The 16,739-nt window shown below is 33.2% G+C and carries 17 protein-coding genes; 8 read left to right on the plus strand and 9 right to left on the minus strand.

Translation table 11 applies throughout. The features are described from left to right. Positions 1–37 precede the first annotated feature (37 nt). Positions 38–1,636, minus strand: a complete 1,599-nt coding sequence (gene pckA / locus ACUUYC_RS04630; protein WP_474264302.1) for a phosphoenolpyruvate carboxykinase (ATP) — start codon at positions 1,634–1,636, stop codon at positions 38–40. 129 nt (positions 1,637–1,765) lie between these two features. Further along, complete coding sequence (locus ACUUYC_RS04635) at positions 1,766–2,164, minus strand: DUF423 domain-containing protein (protein WP_474264303.1); 399 nt, start codon at positions 2,162–2,164, stop codon at positions 1,766–1,768. Positions 2,165–2,254: 90 nt separating this feature from the next. Here ACUUYC_RS04635 and ACUUYC_RS04640 point away from each other — a divergent pair, with 90 nt between their 5' ends. Together ACUUYC_RS04640 and ACUUYC_RS04645 are read left to right on the plus strand one after the other, a co-directional pair. Continuing rightward, the gene (locus ACUUYC_RS04640; protein ID WP_474264304.1) at positions 2,255–3,619 is read left to right on the plus strand and encodes a saccharopine dehydrogenase family protein; all 1,365 of its coding nucleotides are present in this window, start codon (positions 2,255–2,257) and stop codon (positions 3,617–3,619) included. A 74-nt stretch (positions 3,620–3,693) separates the two neighbouring features. Continuing rightward, positions 3,694–4,164 (plus strand): Lrp/AsnC ligand binding domain-containing protein, encoded by a 471-nt coding sequence (locus ACUUYC_RS04645; protein WP_474264305.1) that lies wholly within the window; start codon positions 3,694–3,696, stop codon positions 4,162–4,164. 196 nt (positions 4,165–4,360) lie between these two features. On the opposite strand, the gene ACUUYC_RS04650 is transcribed toward ACUUYC_RS04645, so the two are convergent. The 3 genes from ACUUYC_RS04650 to ACUUYC_RS04660 form a co-directional block, all read right to left on the minus strand. Beyond that, entirely contained in the window at positions 4,361–5,056 is a 696-nt protein-coding gene (locus ACUUYC_RS04650) for a zinc metallopeptidase (protein WP_474264306.1), read from the minus strand. A 185-nt stretch (positions 5,057–5,241) separates the two neighbouring features. After that, the gene (locus tag ACUUYC_RS04655; protein ID WP_474264307.1) at positions 5,242–5,823 is read right to left on the minus strand and encodes a hypothetical protein; all 582 of its coding nucleotides are present in this window, start codon (positions 5,821–5,823) and stop codon (positions 5,242–5,244) included. A gap of 75 nt (positions 5,824–5,898) precedes the next feature. Next, a complete protein-coding gene (locus ACUUYC_RS04660; protein WP_474264308.1) occupies positions 5,899–8,901 on the minus strand; it encodes a leucine--tRNA ligase in 3,003 nt (1,000 codons plus the stop codon). Positions 8,902–9,231: 330 nt separating this feature from the next. On the opposite strand from ACUUYC_RS04660, the gene ACUUYC_RS04665 reads away from it, so the two are divergent. Then, positions 9,232–10,110, plus strand: a complete 879-nt coding sequence (locus ACUUYC_RS04665) for a cell division protein FtsX (RefSeq protein WP_474264309.1) — start codon at positions 9,232–9,234, stop codon at positions 10,108–10,110. 23 nt (positions 10,111–10,133) lie between these two features. After that, positions 10,134–10,304 (plus strand): hypothetical protein, encoded by a 171-nt coding sequence (locus tag ACUUYC_RS04670; RefSeq protein WP_474264310.1) that lies wholly within the window; start codon positions 10,134–10,136, stop codon positions 10,302–10,304. 8 nt (positions 10,305–10,312) lie between these two features. Here ACUUYC_RS04670 and ACUUYC_RS04675 read toward each other — a convergent pair whose 3' ends face one another. The 3 genes from ACUUYC_RS04675 to ACUUYC_RS04685 all read right to left on the minus strand — a co-directional run bounded on the left by ACUUYC_RS04675 (position 10,313) and on the right by ACUUYC_RS04685 (position 13,255). Continuing rightward, the gene (locus ACUUYC_RS04675; protein ID WP_474264311.1) at positions 10,313–11,062 is read right to left on the minus strand and encodes a LytR/AlgR family response regulator transcription factor; all 750 of its coding nucleotides are present in this window, start codon (positions 11,060–11,062) and stop codon (positions 10,313–10,315) included. Continuing rightward, entirely contained in the window at positions 11,049–12,599 is a 1,551-nt protein-coding gene (locus ACUUYC_RS04680) for an ATP-binding protein (RefSeq protein ID WP_474264312.1), read from the minus strand. The genes ACUUYC_RS04675 and ACUUYC_RS04680 overlap by 14 nt, the downstream gene beginning before the upstream one ends. A 290-nt stretch (positions 12,600–12,889) precedes the next feature. Continuing rightward, positions 12,890–13,255 (minus strand): hypothetical protein, encoded by a 366-nt coding sequence (locus ACUUYC_RS04685; RefSeq protein ID WP_474264313.1) that lies wholly within the window; start codon positions 13,253–13,255, stop codon positions 12,890–12,892. 390 nt (positions 13,256–13,645) lie between these two features. On the opposite strand from ACUUYC_RS04685, the gene ACUUYC_RS04690 reads away from it, so the two are divergent. From ACUUYC_RS04690 to truB, 4 genes are read left to right on the plus strand one after another with little or no spacing between them, the layout of a single operon-like run. Beyond that, on the plus strand, positions 13,646–14,005 hold the full coding sequence (locus ACUUYC_RS04690; RefSeq protein ID WP_474264314.1) for a hypothetical protein: 360 nt from the start codon (positions 13,646–13,648) through the stop codon (positions 14,003–14,005). Between the two features lie 54 nt (positions 14,006–14,059). Beyond that, on the plus strand, positions 14,060–14,344 hold the full coding sequence (locus ACUUYC_RS04695) for a DUF3098 domain-containing protein (RefSeq protein WP_474264315.1): 285 nt from the start codon (positions 14,060–14,062) through the stop codon (positions 14,342–14,344). A gap of 3 nt (positions 14,345–14,347) precedes the next feature. After that, positions 14,348–15,145: an undecaprenyl-diphosphate phosphatase gene (locus ACUUYC_RS04700; protein ID WP_474264316.1), complete on the plus strand. Its 798-nt coding sequence runs from the start codon at positions 14,348–14,350 to the stop codon at positions 15,143–15,145. Continuing rightward, on the plus strand, positions 15,145–15,840 hold the full coding sequence (gene truB / locus ACUUYC_RS04705) for a tRNA pseudouridine(55) synthase TruB (RefSeq protein ID WP_474264317.1): 696 nt from the start codon (positions 15,145–15,147) through the stop codon (positions 15,838–15,840). The genes ACUUYC_RS04700 and truB overlap by 1 nt, the downstream gene beginning before the upstream one ends. A 180-nt stretch (positions 15,841–16,020) precedes the next feature. Here truB and ACUUYC_RS04710 read toward each other — a convergent pair whose 3' ends face one another. Next, the gene (locus ACUUYC_RS04710) at positions 16,021–16,632 is read right to left on the minus strand and encodes a thioredoxin family protein (RefSeq protein ID WP_474264318.1); all 612 of its coding nucleotides are present in this window, start codon (positions 16,630–16,632) and stop codon (positions 16,021–16,023) included. Between the last annotated feature and the right edge of the window lie 107 nt (positions 16,633–16,739).

The following is a 16,739-nucleotide window of genomic DNA, read 5'->3' on the forward strand; positions in this document are numbered from 1 at the left end:
ATTTTGGTTTGGTTTAGTATTGTACTATTATTATCGACTAGCTTATTGGTCCACCAGCCATAATTTCTTCATTTGCATACGATGAAAATTGTTCAAAGTTTTTCTTGAATGAACTTGAAAGCTCGTTAGCTTTTGCATTATAAGCACCTTTATCTGACCAAGTATCAATTGGATTTAATACTTCATTTGGTACATTAGGACAATCTTTTGGCATTGCCAATCCAAAAATTGGATGTGTTTGGAAATCAACATTGTCTAAGTCTCCTTTTAATGCTGCACTAATCATTGCACGCGTATATTTTAATTTCATACGACTTCCTGTCCCGTAAGGTCCGCCAGTCCAACCTGTATTGATCAGCCAAACATTTACACCTGCATCTTGCATCTTCTGACTTAGCATTTCAGCATATTTTGTAGGATGTAAAGGCATAAAAGGCGCTCCAAAGCACGCTGAGAAACTCGGTACAGGCTCATTGATTCCTGCTTCAGTTCCAGCAACTTTTGCTGTGTAACCAGAGATAAAATGGTACGCAGCTTGTCCAGGTGTTAGTTTTGAAATTGGAGGCAACACACCAAATGCATCAGCCGTTAGGAAAAATATATTTTTAGGATTTTTCCCTGTTGATGGCACTTGAATATTATCAATATGATAGATAGGATAACTTACACGTGTATTTTGTGTAATTGATGTATCTAGGAAATCTACATTTTTATTTTCGTCTAGCACTACATTTTCAAGAATTGCTCCTTTTTTAATTGCGTGATAGATTTCTGGTTCTTTTTCTTCACTTAAGTCGATTACTTTTGCATAGCAACCACCTTCAAAGTTAAAGACTGTATTTTCGTTTGTCCAACCATGTTCATCATCTCCAATTAACTTACGTTCTGGATCAGCTGATAACGTTGTCTTTCCTGTTCCTGATAAACCAAAGAAGATCGCTGTTTCACCGTTTTTACCAACATTCGCACTACAGTGCATTGGCAAAGTGTTTTTAAATACTGGAAGAATAAAGTTTAATGCAGAAAAAATTCCTTTTTTAATTTCTCCTGTATATCCTGTTCCACCAATTAAAGCGATTTTCTTTTCAAAGTTTAAGATGGCAAAATTATGCTGACGTGTTCCGTCAACTTCTGGATTTGCCATAAATCCTGGCGCGTTTACCACTAACCATTCTGCATCAAATCCATCAAGTTCTGCTTCTGTTGGACGCAAAAACATGTTGTGAGCAAACATATTACTCCAAGGATATTCATTAATCACTCGGATATTTAGCTTGTAATTTTCATCTGCACAAGCATATGCATCACGTACGTAAATTTCTTTTTCTGACAAATACGCAACAACTTTATCATATAACTTATCAAAAGCAGTAGGCTCAAAAGGAATATTGATGTCTCCCCACCAAACTTTGTCTTCTGTAATACTGTCTTTTACTATAAAACGATCTTTTGGAGATCTTCCAGTGAACTCTCCTGTGTTAACAGTAATAGCTCCGAAAGAAGTTTCAACTCCTTGTTCGTTTTTAATAGTTTCTTCATGAAGTTCATCTGAGGAAAGTTGATAATGCGCTTTGGCATTTTTGATTCCGTATTGATTTAGCGAAATCGTTTTCGTTGAGAAGGTGTTATTCGTCATAACTTTTAACTCTTGTTGTGTGTTTTGTAAAGGGCAAAAATATAAATATTTTTATAGATACCGCATTTTCAAGCGATTTAATCTTCTTTAATTTAAAAAAGCATGGGCATTTTTAAAAATACTGTATTCTTAAGCCGTTTTATCCATTTTTAGTTTATAAAAATTCGCAATAAGAATCAACCATCCAACGATTAGTAATGTTCCGCCAATAGGCGTAATGAAACCGATTGTCTTAAAATCAAAAGTTGTAGAATTATTTGTCGCTAAGAGATATATAGAACCTGAGAATAAAATAACTCCCCATAAAATAAACACATATAAAAGTTTTTGTGCTTTCCTTGAAATATAAGGTGTAACTCCTGTAAATAGTAGTAATAACGCATGATACATTTGATAACGAACGCCCGTTTCAAAGGAATTTAATTGATCCAATGTTACTATTTTTTTGAGTGCATGCGCACCAAATGCGCCCAATATAACTGCTAAGCAACCCAAAATAGCTCCTGTTACTAAAATCTTTTTTCTCATAAAAGTGAATAGATATTTTTATAAATGTAACATTTTGCTACATTCGTGTTATATTTGTCTTTTCACAAAATTACGCAACAAAACTCACTTATGCGAAACATTTTAATTATTGGTGCAGGAAAATCTGCTTCATATCTCATCAAATATTTTTTAGATAAAAGTCATACTGAAAATTTACATATAACAGTCGGAGATATTAATATTGAAAATGCACAAAAGCTCGTTGGAGATCATCCAAATGCTTCTGCAATTTTACTAGATGTCTTTAATGAAGATAGTAGAAAAGCTGCTATACAAGATGCTGCTATTGTTATTTCAATGTTGCCAGCACGTTTTCATATTGAAGTTGCAAAAGATTGTGTTCATTTTGGAAAAAACATGGTTACTGCTTCTTATATCAGTAAAGAGATGCAAGCGCTAGATGCGTCTGTAAAAGAAAAAGGACTCGTTTTTATGAACGAAATTGGTGTTGATCCAGGAATCGATCATATGAGTGCGATGGAAGTAATTGATCGTATTCGTGATAATGGCGGAGATATGATTCTATTTGAATCATTTACTGGTGGATTGGTCGCTCCAGAAAGTGATACCAATTTGTGGAACTATAAGTTTACATGGAATCCTAGAAATGTAGTGTTAGCTGGACAAGGTGGAACTGCTAAGTTTATTCAAGAAGGAACCTATAAGTATATTCCATACAACCGTTTATTCCGTAGAACCGAATTTTTGAGTGTAGAAGGTTATGGAAAGTTTGAAGCCTATGCAAATCGTGATTCTTTAAAGTATAGAAGTGTTTATGGACTAGATGATATTTTGACTTTATATCGTGGAACGATCAGAAGAGTTGGTTTTTCTAGAGCTTGGCAAATGTTTGTAATTTTAGGAATGACAGACGATAGCTATACAATTGAAAATTCTGCCGAAATGAGCTATCGCGATTTTGTAAATTCATTTTTACCATATAGTCCAACAGATTCTGCAGAGTTAAAAATGCGTCATAATTTAAAGATTGATCAAGATGATACTCTTTGGGAAAAGTTACTTGAATTAGACATTTTTAATCCACATAAAAAAGTAGGTTTAGACAATGCAACTCCTGCGCAAATTCTACAAAAAATCTTAATGGATAGCTGGACACTTGCTCCAGACGATAAAGATATGATTGTAATGTATCACAAGTTTGGTTATGAAAAAGATGGTGAAAAACATCAAATAGAATCAAAAATGGTGATTTTAGGTGAAGATCAAACTTATACAGCTATGGCAAAAACCGTTGGTTTACCTGTAGCTATTGCTGCTTTGAAAATTTTGAATGGTGAAATTAAAACACCTGGTGTACAACTACCAATTACCAAAGAAGTATACACACCAATTTTAAAAGAATTGGAAGATTATGGTGTAGTTTTCAAAGAAGAAGAAGTTCCGTATTTTGGATACGATCCTGCAAATATGTAAGACTATTTTGGTTTTTAGATAAAAATTAAAACAAATACCTTAATTTTATCTTTCATTCTATAAATTTCCATATTATGAAAGTGATTAATGATCAAATTGAAATTGATGGTATCGATAAACAAATTTTACGCGCGTTAATGCAAGACGCGCGAACGCCTATTTTGAGCATTGCGCGTACTATTGGAATTTCGGGAGCTGCTATTCATCAACGACTGCGAAAGCTTGAAGATGCAAAACTCATTGTTGGTTCAAAATTCGTCATCAATCCGAAAGTATTAGGATATAAAACCATGGCGTTTATTGGTGTTTATTTAGATAAAGCCATGCGAAATCCTGCTGCTGTAAAAGAACTAGAGCAGATTCCGGAAGTAATGGAAAGCCACTATACTACAGGAAATTGGTCACTTCTCATCAAAATTTTATGTAAAGACAATGAACATTTAATGCACATTTTAAACCATAAAATACAAGCAATTAAAGGTGTTTCACGAACAGAAACTTTTATTTCTTTGAATCAACAGATTGATCGACAGATTGAAGTCTAGATAGAATATTCAGAATTAATAGCTTTTTTTCGCCAGAAACAGAAAAGAAAGAAAAGAAAACTAAAAGCAAATGGAAATTTTGGAAATAACACTACAAAATTAATCCTCTAATTTCTACTTTTTAAAAGTATATACACTAGAACCTAAAAAAACACGATCAATGTCGTGTTTTTTTAGGTTCTAGTTTTTTCTTTTCTTATCGTCTATTCAAATATTTCACGAAATACAACAACGTTGCTAACGAACCAAGCGCCGCAACTACATACGTTCTCGCTGCCCATTTGAGTGCATCTTGTGCACCTGCAAATTCTTCTTGGGAAACCATATTCTTATTTTTCAACCATTTTAACGCTCTGTTACTTGCATCGTATTCTACAGGAAGTGTTACGAAACTAAAAGCTGTTCCTGTTGCAAACATTATTAATCCAATAATTAAAATATTTTGACCTAAACCAATTCCTTGACCAGCCATCAATGCAATTCCTCCATAAATTACCCATTGTGAAAATTTAGAAGCAATACTCACTACTGGAACTAATTTCGATCGCATTTGCAACCATTTATAGCCTTTAGCATGTTGTACGGCATGTCCAACTTCGTGTGCAGCTACAGCCGCAGCCGCAGCATTTCGCTGATTGTACACACCTTCACTTAAATTCACCGTTTTGTTGGCAGGATTGTAATGATCTGTTAGCATTCCACGTACAGAAACCACTTCTACATCTCGGATTCCGTGGTCTGCAAGCATTTTTTCTGCAATTTCTGCACCACTCATTCCATTACGCAATTGCAATTTAGAATAGTGTGCAAATTTGCTTTTGAGCTTATTACCCACAAACATACTAATCAACATTATTGCGCCCGCTAAGAGCATATATCCACTTGAAAACATAATTTTAATTTTTAAATTGTTTAACTAAAAACAGCATTACTATACATTCTTCTTCAAAAAATAATTATTCTACTTTAGAACTAGAAATTATAATACTCATTTATTAAACTTTACGATTAAAAATACAAAAACCTCGCCAAATAGACGAGGTTTCTTTTTTTGTGATATTTTGTCAGTTTCTATTTCTAGTCGCGCTCTACTTTTCGTAATGCTGCTTTTTGAATAACAATAGCACTATAACTTGTCACTGCTAGTTTTTCATTTCCTGTATTTCTAGGATCCTTTTTTTCAGTAACAATAATTGTAAAGAATACACGTCCATCATTTTTGAACTCTACACTACTGTTAAGAATTCTATTATTTACTTCAAAAGTACTGAACAACGTTTGTCGCATATAGTTTGCACGTAATACAACTCCATTATTTTCATCTAAATCATACAATCCTTTTGCAGGATCAACTACAATTAGTGTATATTTTTGTTCTTGTTTTTTTTGTGAAACAATATATGATAAGCTATAATCGAATTTTTTTGGATCTTCCGTCGGCTTTATCGTCAATTCCATTGGAACATTTTGCAAAACACCAGAAGCATCTGCTACATTCAAATTTCCTGCATAGGTTCCTACATATTCTTTAGGAAATGCATATTCTGTTGGAAACATTTTGTTTTCAGAGTTTTTTCCAAAACGTTCTTTTACTTCCTTTTTTTGCGCCATTCCGACACTTACACAAAGAATTGCAATTAAAAAGAGGATTTTTTTCATTTGTTACTTTTTTATGTGATATGAAATTAAATTCTTTTTACTCTCTATCTATTTTCATACCAAACTTTTACGTTTCTATCCTACTATATTAATGATTTTTCCCGGAACTACAATTACTTTCTTAGGAGTTCTTCCATTTAATTGTGCTTGTGTACGTTCGTCTTCTAAGATTATTTTCTCTATTTCTTCTTTTGAAAGATCCAATGAAAGTTCTTTTTTGAAGCGCATTTTTCCGTTAAACGAAACTGGATATTCCTTTGAACTTTCTACTAAATGTTTTGGTTCAAATATTGGAAATTTCGCTGTTGCGATAGATTCCGCATTCCCTAAACGTTCCCACAATTCTTCAGCAATATGTGGCGCATACGGCGACATTAAGATTGTTAACGGTTCTAAAATTTCTTTGCTGCTGCATTTTTGAGCTATGAGTTCATTTACACAAATCATAAACGTACTTACCGATGTATTGAATGAGAAGTTTTCAATGTCTTCCTCAACCTTTTTGATCGTTTTGTGCAATGTTTTTAAGTTGTCTTTCGTTGGCGCAGCATCCGTAACTCTTGAAACGCCTTCTTCACCAACATAGAGTTTCCATAATTTCTTTAAGAATCCAAAAACTCCTGAAATTCCTGCTGTATTCCATGGTTTTGCTTGTTCTAATGGTCCTAAGAACATTTCAAACAAACGCAAACTATCAGCTCCGTATTCTTCACAGATTTCGTCTGGATTCACAACATTGTATTTCGACTTAGACATTTTTTCGACTTCTCGGTGAGTTACATATTCTCCATCAGCATTTAAGATAAATTCAGCATTTTTAACAAATTTGAATAAAGCATCTTCCTTTAAAGTTTCAATATTCAAATTATCACTTGTACCTTTTAAATGTTCTAAACTAACTCTAAACGGTGTAAAAGTTCCGCTAAATTCTTCTCCGACATATTTAACATTAAACCCTTTGGACTTGTACTCTTTAATTATATTGTCAACAATATTTTGAGTTATCGAATCTAATTCTCCAGCCATTCCCTTTTCATAAGATTCTCTAGGGATAACGTATTTTTTATTTTTTAAACCAGCTTTGATAGTATCTGCTAAATCTGAAGGTTTTTCATATTCTAAGCCTGGTCCAAATCCATATGCAAAAGCACTAGTTCCCAAAATCATTCCTTGGTTGATGAGCTTTTTGAATGGTTCATCAACACCAACAAATCCTCTATCTTTTAAGAATTTTACCCAAAAACGAGAATATAATAAGTGTCCTGTTGCATGTTCGCTTCCACCAATGTATAAGTCTACACTTTCCCAGTATTTTAAAGCTTGCTCACTCGCAAAATCATCTTCACGTAATGCTTTTTCCATGTAACGGAAGAAATACCAAGAACTTCCTGCCCAACCTGGCATTGTATTAAGTTCTAGTGGATAGATTCCGTTGTCTTCGTTGACAAGTTCGTTGGAAACTACAGTATTTGTATTTGTGTCCCAAGCCCAAACCTCAGCGTTTCCTAATGGCGGTTCGCCTGTTTCGGTTGGTAAGTATTTTTCCACTTCTGGCAATGCAATTGGTAAATGTTTTACATCAATCATTTGCGGCATTCCATTTACGTAGTATACTGGAAATGGTTCTCCCCAATAGCGCTGACGCGAGAATACGGCATCGCGCAAACGATAGTTTATTTTTCCTTTTCCAAAACCGCGTTTTTCCATTTCGTAAATCACGGTTTTCATCGCTTTTTTGTATGATAAACCATTTAAGAAATCAGAGTTTGCAATTTTAGTTCCTTCTTTGTCTGCATGTGCTTCTTCAGAAATATCAACACCTTCAAAGATGTTTGGAATTTCAAGTCCAAAGTGATTTGCAAAGTCGTAATCACGTTGATCACCACACGGAACTGCCATTACGGCTCCTGTTCCGTAGCTTGCTAATACGTAATCACCAATCCAGATTTGCACTTTTTCTCCCGTAAAAGGATGCAATGCATATGCGCCTGTAAATACACCTGAAATGGTTTTTACATCTGCCATACGTTCGCGTTCACTTCTTTTTGAAGTTGCTTCTCTATAATTTTCAACCGCTTCTTTTTGATCGGCAGTTGTTATTTTTGCTACTAAATCGTGTTCTGGCGCAAGCGTCATAAAACTTACTCCGTAGATTGTATCTGGTCGCGTGGTAAATACATCAATTTTTGCATCGTGTCCGTCAACTTTAAAACTCACCATTGCTCCTTGCGAGCGACCAATCCAGTTGGTTTGTGAATCTTTTAGCGGTTGTGGCCAATCAATTGTATTCAAACCGTCTAGTAAACGTTGTGCATACGCAGAGATTCGCATACTCCATTGTGTCATTTTTTTACGCACAACAGGATGTCCACCACGTTCAGAAACTCCATTGACAATTTCGTCATTCGCTAAAACTGTTCCTAAAGCTGGACACCAGTTTACTTCCGTTTCGGCTAAGTATGTAAGTCTATATTTTAATAGTATTTCTTGTTTCGTTTTCGAATCGTACTGTGTCCATTCTGCAGCAGCGAACACAGCAATATCATCATCACAAATTGCTTTTACAGTTGCGTTCCCTTCTGTTTCAAATTTCGCGACAAGCGTATCAATATGTTCCGCTTTGTCACTTTCTATATTGTACCAAGAATTGAATAGTTCGATAAAAATCCATTGTGTCCATTTGTAATATGCAGGATCAGACGTACGTACTTCTCTACTCCAATCGAATGAGAACCCAATTTTATCTAGTTGTTCACGGTAGCGTGCAATATTCGTTTTCGTCGTTATTGCAGGATGCTGACCTGTTTGAATTGCATATTGTTCTGCTGGCAACCCAAAACTATCATATCCTTGCGGATGCAATACGTTGAATCCTTTGTGACGCTTGTAACGCGCATAGATATCTGAAGCAATGTAACCTAATGGATGACCAACGTGTAATCCGGCTCCTGATGGATAAGGAAACATGTCGAGCACGTAATATTTTGGTTTGTCCGATTGATTTTCTGCATGAAAAGTTCCGTTTTCCGCCCAATATTTTTGCCACTTGGCTTCAATTTCGTTGAAATTGTACTTCATTTTGATATTTTTTAAAGAAGCGCAAATTTAATGGTTATTTTGTTTATTTGTTGATTCGGTGTTTTGTTTTTTTGGGTCTGTTGATTTTTTGATTCAAAATTTTATACAAAACGTCATTTCGAGTGAATTTTTGTCATATCGAACGCAGTAGAGATAAATAAAAATTTGTTTCGAGAAATACTTTTTTGCTAGAAATTTACGTTTATTACGTTCCTTTTAGTTTCAAATTTGTTCTCGATACATTTTATCTTCATATTCATTACGATAAAACACTCGAACTGACGAGTTCTGAATTTTATTTTATAGTTTTACCAAACTAACGCACTGTTTATGAGTTCTTCTTTTGAAAAGTATCAAAAAAACCGATTGATTTCTTCGTATTTCTCAGTTATACTGAGTACAACACTTGTACTTTTTTTACTCGGGATTTTAGGTTTATTGGTATTAAACACAAAGAAGGTAGCAGATTATTATAAGGAAAAGATAGCTTTGACCGTGTATTTGAAAGATAGCGCCAAAGATGTTGAGATTAAGCAATTACAAAAAACATTAGCACTTGCTGAATATACAAAGTCTGCTGATTTTGTTTCAAAAGAAACTGCTGCGGCAAATTTGACGGAAGATATTGGAGAAGATTTTGTAGCATATTTAGGTGAAAACCCATTATTGAATTCGCTAGATGTATATATGAATGCACAATTTGTTTCGGGTGAACAGTTGGAAACGATTGCTGCTGAGATTTCTGAAAAGAATTTTGTCTCAGAAGTTTCGTTTGATAAACCATTGGTTTCAAAGTTGAATGCAAATATTAAAAGAGTTGGACTCGGAATTTTAATTACATGTATCTTTTTTGCACTTGTTGCTGCATTGTTGATTAATAGTTCTATTCGCTTGTCTGTATATGCAAAACGTTTTACGATTAAAACCATGCAAATGGTTGGAGCTACGAAAGGTTTTATTCGCAAACCTTTTATTTGGAATAGTGTAAAAATGGGCGTTATTGCTGCAATTTTAGCTTTAGCAGGAATGGCTGGAGCATTGTATTACGTTAATAAATCGTTACCGCAATTACAGCTTGCAAATGATAAAGTATTGATAGGATCAGTATTTGCTGGAATTTTCTTGATTGGCGTATTGATTACCTTGGTAAGTAGCTTTTTTGCAACACAACGTTTCTTGAATTTGAGAACAGATCAATTATACTACTAAATTATTCATCACTAATTAATTGCATGAAAAAGTCATTACTTCCAATTATTTTAATTGTTGCCAGTGTTATTTTAATTATTGTCAATATTGTTACTTCTGAAGCATACGATCGTGGGTTTTGGATGCGAAATTTATCAAGTCTATTATTAATTTTCGCGATGGTTTTGACCATTAGAAGTCAGCAAAAAAAGTGATTTTTTATTTATTTAAGTGTTCGCACTTTTTTAATCATTCCTTTATACTTTTCACTTAAAGGAACATTATACTTTCCAGTCAATATGATCAAATTGTCTGCAGGCACTATTTCTTCTATTTTTTTAGAATTTACGATGTAGTTACGATGTGTTTTTGTGAAGATTTCTGGGTTTAAAAGCTTTGAAATTTTCGTCAATGAAATCATAATGACAAACTTTTCTTTTTCGGTAATGATGTTACAATATTTTTCTTCAACTTCAATATAGATGATATCTGAAAGCTGTACTTTTTTGAGCGATTTTCCTTTTTTTACGAATAAATAATCGCTGCTAATTACTGTGTTTTCTTCTTCACTTAAGAATACATTTTGTTGCGCATAGAATTTTTCTACCGCCATTTCTATTGCATATAAAATCTCTAATTCATTGAACGGTTTCATCAAATAACTAAATGGCTGTGTGAGCTTTGCGCGTTGGAAAATTTCACGATCTGTAGAGCTTGTTAGAAACACAAATGGTTTTGTGGCATTGGGAACTGCATTAATCGTTTCTGCGAAAGCTATACCATCTGGAAGACCATTTAAAAAGATATCAATAATGACAATATCAATTTTTGTATTGCCGTAAAACGCAGCTAATGCTTCTTTGAGCGTCGTCGCAACTCCTACAACAGTATACTTATTTTCTTCAAGTACTTTGGTGAGCGCTTTACTCTGTGCAGGTGTATCTTCAACAACGAGTACGTTAACTTGATCCATTTGGTAGGTTTTTACGTAAAGATACAATCATTTTTGTTCCTTTTCCTAATTCACTTTCTATGGTAAATTTTCCATTATTTTTCTGAATCATCGATCTACATAGTTGCAAGCCTAATCCAGTTCCAATAATGTTTTCGTTTTCTTTTTTTGCCAGTAAACCTGAATCTTTTATGAGTTCTAAACGCGTGGCTTCACTCATACCAATTCCAGTATCTTCAATGACTAAATCACAGTATTCACTGTTTGTGTTTCTGGTATAAATTGTGATCTTTCCTTCTGGCTTAGAAAATTTGATTGCATTATCTAATAAGTTCCGCAATACAATTTTCAATGATTCTTGATCGGCAACAATCATTTCACTTTTTGGTACTTTATTTTCAAATTGAATCTTTTTTTCTTGTAGTAAAGGTTTATAGTTAAAAACTGTTTGTTCTACAATAAAAAACAAACGCATTTCCGCAATTTCAAAATATGATTGCTTGGTTTGCAATAACGCCCAATGCAGTAAATTGTCTAACAAATTATACGCACCATTTACAATAGCGCTATTTGTATTTAATAAACCATCTAGCGCTTCTAGGTTTTTAGCTTCCAAATTCTCAAACAACTCTGTATTACTTGTTTTCAAAGCATATACAGACGAGCGTAAATCATGACTTACAATGGAGAATAGTTTATCTTTTGTTGCATTTAATTCATCTAAATTTTCTTTTTGTGCAACAATTATTTTATTTGTTTTTACTTTTTCTTTGTAGAAATAAAACACTGTTCCTAGAAGAACTAAAAGAATAATAGAAAAATATAGTAACCGATTTTTTTCTGCTTGTTTTGCTTTGTTTTGCACCTTCAAAAAGCTCACTTGACTTTCTTTCTGTTTAATTTTAAAATCATTAGCAATTTTAGCATTTTCCCATATTTTAGCTCTACTATTTAATGTGTCTTTATATTTTATATATTCTTTTGTATAAGCTAGTGATTTTTCAAAATTTTTAAGACCTTCTTCTACAAGCGACATGTTATAAACTGTTCCTTTTTTTAATTCAAGACTGTCTACATTTTTTGACAAAGAATAAGCTTTCTCAAAATATGAAATGGCTTCATTATCTTTGAATTGTTCATAAAACAAACTCCCCATATTTGTATAAGAGGCTATTAGTCCAACAGTGTCTTTTTTGCGTTTATGATGTTGCAAACTCTTTCTAAGATACTTTTCAGCTGTATCAAAGTTTTCAAGTTCCATATAACAAGTTCCTATATTTTCTTCTATTTTAATTCTAATTAATCCTAGGAGGTTTTCATCATTGATTTCTTCAATTTTAAGAAAATATAGCAAGGCTTTCTTATATTTTTGTTCTAACATCGCTATTTCGCCTAAATACATTTCCATGTGTTTATAAAATGAAAATGATTCAGATATCATACCAAATTCTTTTTTAGCTTGTTTATATAGTTCTTTTTGTTTAAAACTATAACCTCTAAAGAGATGACAATAATTTTTGAGTTGCAAATCTTTATTAGGCATACTTAGTTGCTTCATTGTGTATACCAATGTAGAATCCCATTCATTATTTAAAAAAAAAGATTGTGCTTTTCTAAAATTAGATTCCCCAATAAATTGGTCACTCTTTTCTTTTATAAAAATTTTAAAAGGATTGCTCCTAGATAGCTGTTGCGAAAAGAGTAGAGTAGAAATGAGTAGAGTACAAACAAATACTATTTTACGCTTAAAAACCATAAGTTTTTATTTACAATGTACTTAAAATTTATACTAAAAAAAAGCAAAACGATGGTTCTGCTTTTTTAGATTGTTTTGAACTTTTATTAGAATTATTCGTCAGTTCCTGTAGATGATTGCACAATGACTTTTGTCCCTCTTCTTCCCATCGTTTGGTTTATATCTTGTGCAACCCAAATATAAGTGTTGTCAACTATTTTAGAGCCTTTCATTAAACTACAAGACGCAGAAAAACTTGTTGTAGCCGCGCCATTAACACTTGTAACATAAAACTGTTTCACATCTGATGAATCTTGTACGAGCGTTGTAGATTCTTTCACGGTTGACACACCAGAAACTGTCAAATCACTTCCAGATAAAGTTGCGGCTAAGCTTGATAATGTTTTAACATCTCCAAAATTCTCTGGATTTAAAACCTTAGGACTTTCATTATTTGATGCACTTAATTGTTTGTTCATAATAATATGGATTTAAAAATTAATACTAGTTGTTAAAGAATTACTATTTTAATTTTAGTAGTAATTCTTTAACAAAGAGATAGAAAAAAAAAGCACGGTTTAAAAAAAATGGCATAAAGCCAGCAATCATTTCCATAAAGCAAGGGAAATAATGCATAACGAAAATTCAACTTATACGAATTCTTACAATTTTTCGTTTTAATCAATGAAGAGATACAACAACATATTTTATTAAGAAAAGTTATCAAACATTAACAGCTTTTAACCTTTCCTTGTAAAATATTTAGGAAAATATTGAGTTATCTTTACATTAACAAATCCAAACCCGAAATTTATGATGAAAATATTTACGTGATAATTATACTGTTTAATTTTTAAAAACTATAAAAGATGAAACGACTCACATTTATATTTTTAGGCATCGCATTAGTTGTATTTTTAGCATATTCATTCAAGCCAGTAACTGCGGTAGATTCGGATGATTGTGTACTAATCTCAGGGAAAATAGTTTCTATTGCAGAAGGGACTTCTAATGATATTCAAATTCGATTAGAAAATGATAGCCATTATTACTATATCAATCGTGGTATAGAGAAAGGCGTAAATTTAGCGCAATTAAGTTCAAAAGTTTTAAATAAAACCGTTACTTTGTACTGCCCAAACCGATGGACTTTAGTGAGTCCTGATGGGATTGTTCCACATATTTCACGATTAGAAAAAGGAACAACCGTTGTCTACAGCGAGTTTTAAAAACATCTTTTATAACTTTCTGTGTTCGGATGGGAATTGTAAATTAGAACGTACATGAAAAAAAAGAAGTCAGAAAGTAGCAAAAAATCTACTCCACAACAACATACGTCACAGCCCGAAAAAACATTTGTTTTTGGGAAGAAAAACTATCTATTCATGTTTATTGGCTTAGCTGTGATTGCTTTAGGATTTATCCTAATGGCTGGCGGCGGAAGCGACGATCCAAACGTATTCAATGAAGCCGTTTTCAATGCACAACGAATTCACGTAGCGCCAATGTTAGTGATTGCTGGTTTTGCCATTGAAGTATACGCCATATTGTTGAATCCGAATTCCTAAGCAATGGACGTAATTAATGCAATTATCCTTGGAATTATTCAAGGATTAACAGAATTCCTACCTGTTTCTTCTAGTGGACATATCGAATTAGGAAAAGCCATACTGGGCGTTGAACTCAAAGAAGACTTACTATTTACGGTCGTTGTACATTTTGCAACTGCATTAAGCACGATTGTTATTTTCAGAAAAGATATTTTAGAGATATTAAAAGGAATATTCCAATTTAAATGGAATGATGATTTCAAATTTGCATTGAAAATCATTATTTCTATGATTCCTGCTGTAATAGTTGGTGTTTTATTTGAAGATCAACTAGAAGCTTTATTCAAAGGAAACATTCTCCTAGTCGGTTGTATGCTCATTATTACGGCACTACTATTATACTTAGCCGATAAAGCAAAAAACACCAAAAAAGACGTTAGTTATAAAAATGCTGTTGTCATCGGAATTGCACAAGCAATTGCTATGCTACCCGGAATTTCACGTTCTGGAGCTACAATTTCGACTTCTGTATTACTCGGAAATGATAAAACAAAAGCAGCTCGTTTTTCGTTTTTAATGGTTGTTCCATTGATTTTTGGTAAAATAGGAAAAGACATTTTTAGTGGAGAGCTTGCGCTAGATAGCTCTCAGGTTATTCCACTTTCTGCCGGATTTGTTGCTGCATTTATTGCTGGATTATTTGCCTGTACATGGATGATAAATCTCGTAAAGAAAAGTAAACTAAGTTACTTCTCCATATATTGTTTAGTTGTCGGATTGATTGCAATCGGATATGTTGGATATCAAAAGTTTTTATAATGAAGACCGTTGAAGAATACTTAGCTGGAGAAACCTTATTAATTGACAAACCATTAACATGGTCTTCGTTTCAGGCAGTTAATAAGATAAAATTAGCACTCAAATCTCGTTTTAAACTACGAAAATTAAAAGTTGGACACGCTGGAACTTTAGATCCATTAGCAACAGGATTATTGGTAATTTGTATTGGAAAAGACACCAAGAAGATTACTAATTATCAAGGTCAAATAAAAGAATATACTGGAACAATTACGGTTGGCGGCACAACACCTTCATATGATTTAGAAACTGAGGTTAATGAAACGTTTCCAACAGAACACATTACGGAACGCCAAATTTACATCACGAACCTAGATTTTTTTGGTGAAATTGATCAAGTTCCACCTGTTTTCTCAGCATTGAAAAAAGATGGACAACGCATGTACAAACTTGCAAGAGCTGGAGAAATCATCGAAGTTGATTCTCGAAAAGTATTCATTCATGAATTTGAAATTACTCGAATTGAACTTCCAGAAATAGATTTTAGAGTTGTTTGCAGCAAAGGAACCTACATTCGTTCATTAGCACATGATTTTGGAAAAGCACTAAACTCAGGCGCGCATCTTTCTGCATTACGACGTACAAAAATTGGCGATTTTGATGTTCAAAATGCTATTACACCTGAATTCTTCGGAGATAGTTTGAGAGAAAAATAGTTGTGAGTATTTAGATATTAGTATTGAGTCTAAAAATTCCGAAAGACGTCAGTTCGAGTTATTTTCTATAGAAAATTGTATCGAGAATCACTTAAAAGTAAAAAAGGACTAAAATATCTTTCGATATTTTAATCCTCTAATTATTTAGATTCCTGTCTCTGCAGGAATGACAAAACTTAGTTAAACTAATTTCAATAAATCATCTACTGTATTTTGTCCTTTATCTTTATTATACCAAACTTGTAAGTCTTGCTTAAATTCTGGAGTTAATTTTCCATGTTCAGCTTTATAATCCTTTACCAACTGTGTTGCTTTTGTAGGTCTTGGACCCCAATTTCCAATTACATTTCCAGATGTATTATCAATAGCTACTAACTTCGGAATTGATTTTCCTCCATTGGTTAAAAACTCGTTCATTAATGCTTCATTTTCATCTCTCAATACAACTTTTAGTGTAATGTTGTCATTCAATTCAGCAACTTTATGAATCACAGGCATTGTTTGTGCAGCATCACCACACCAGCTTTCTGTCAATACTAACCAAGTAACATCGCCATTATACGATTTTATTTCAGCAACAGCTTCATCCGTTAACTTTGTAGTTTTATCCAAACGCTTCATACGCTTGTCATTCAACATAGAATAGTTTGATAATGCTTCTGTTTGAGTCTCTCCTGTAGACTTCCCTTCAGCAACTAAGTCTTTTACTAATGTTCTATATTCAGGATATGAAATTGCTTTCTGTAAGCTTTCGTCAATTGTATCTTTTATATGTGTATCTGTAACCGTCATTTTCTATAGTTTTTACTCAAATTCAGTCGCAGTTTTCTAAAAAACTTACGAAAGTGAATTTCGTTTGCTTTGTTCTTAGTGTTTAGCATCGTAAATTTACGAAACGA

The sequence above is a fragment of the Kordia sp. E genome (assembly GCF_056033805.1).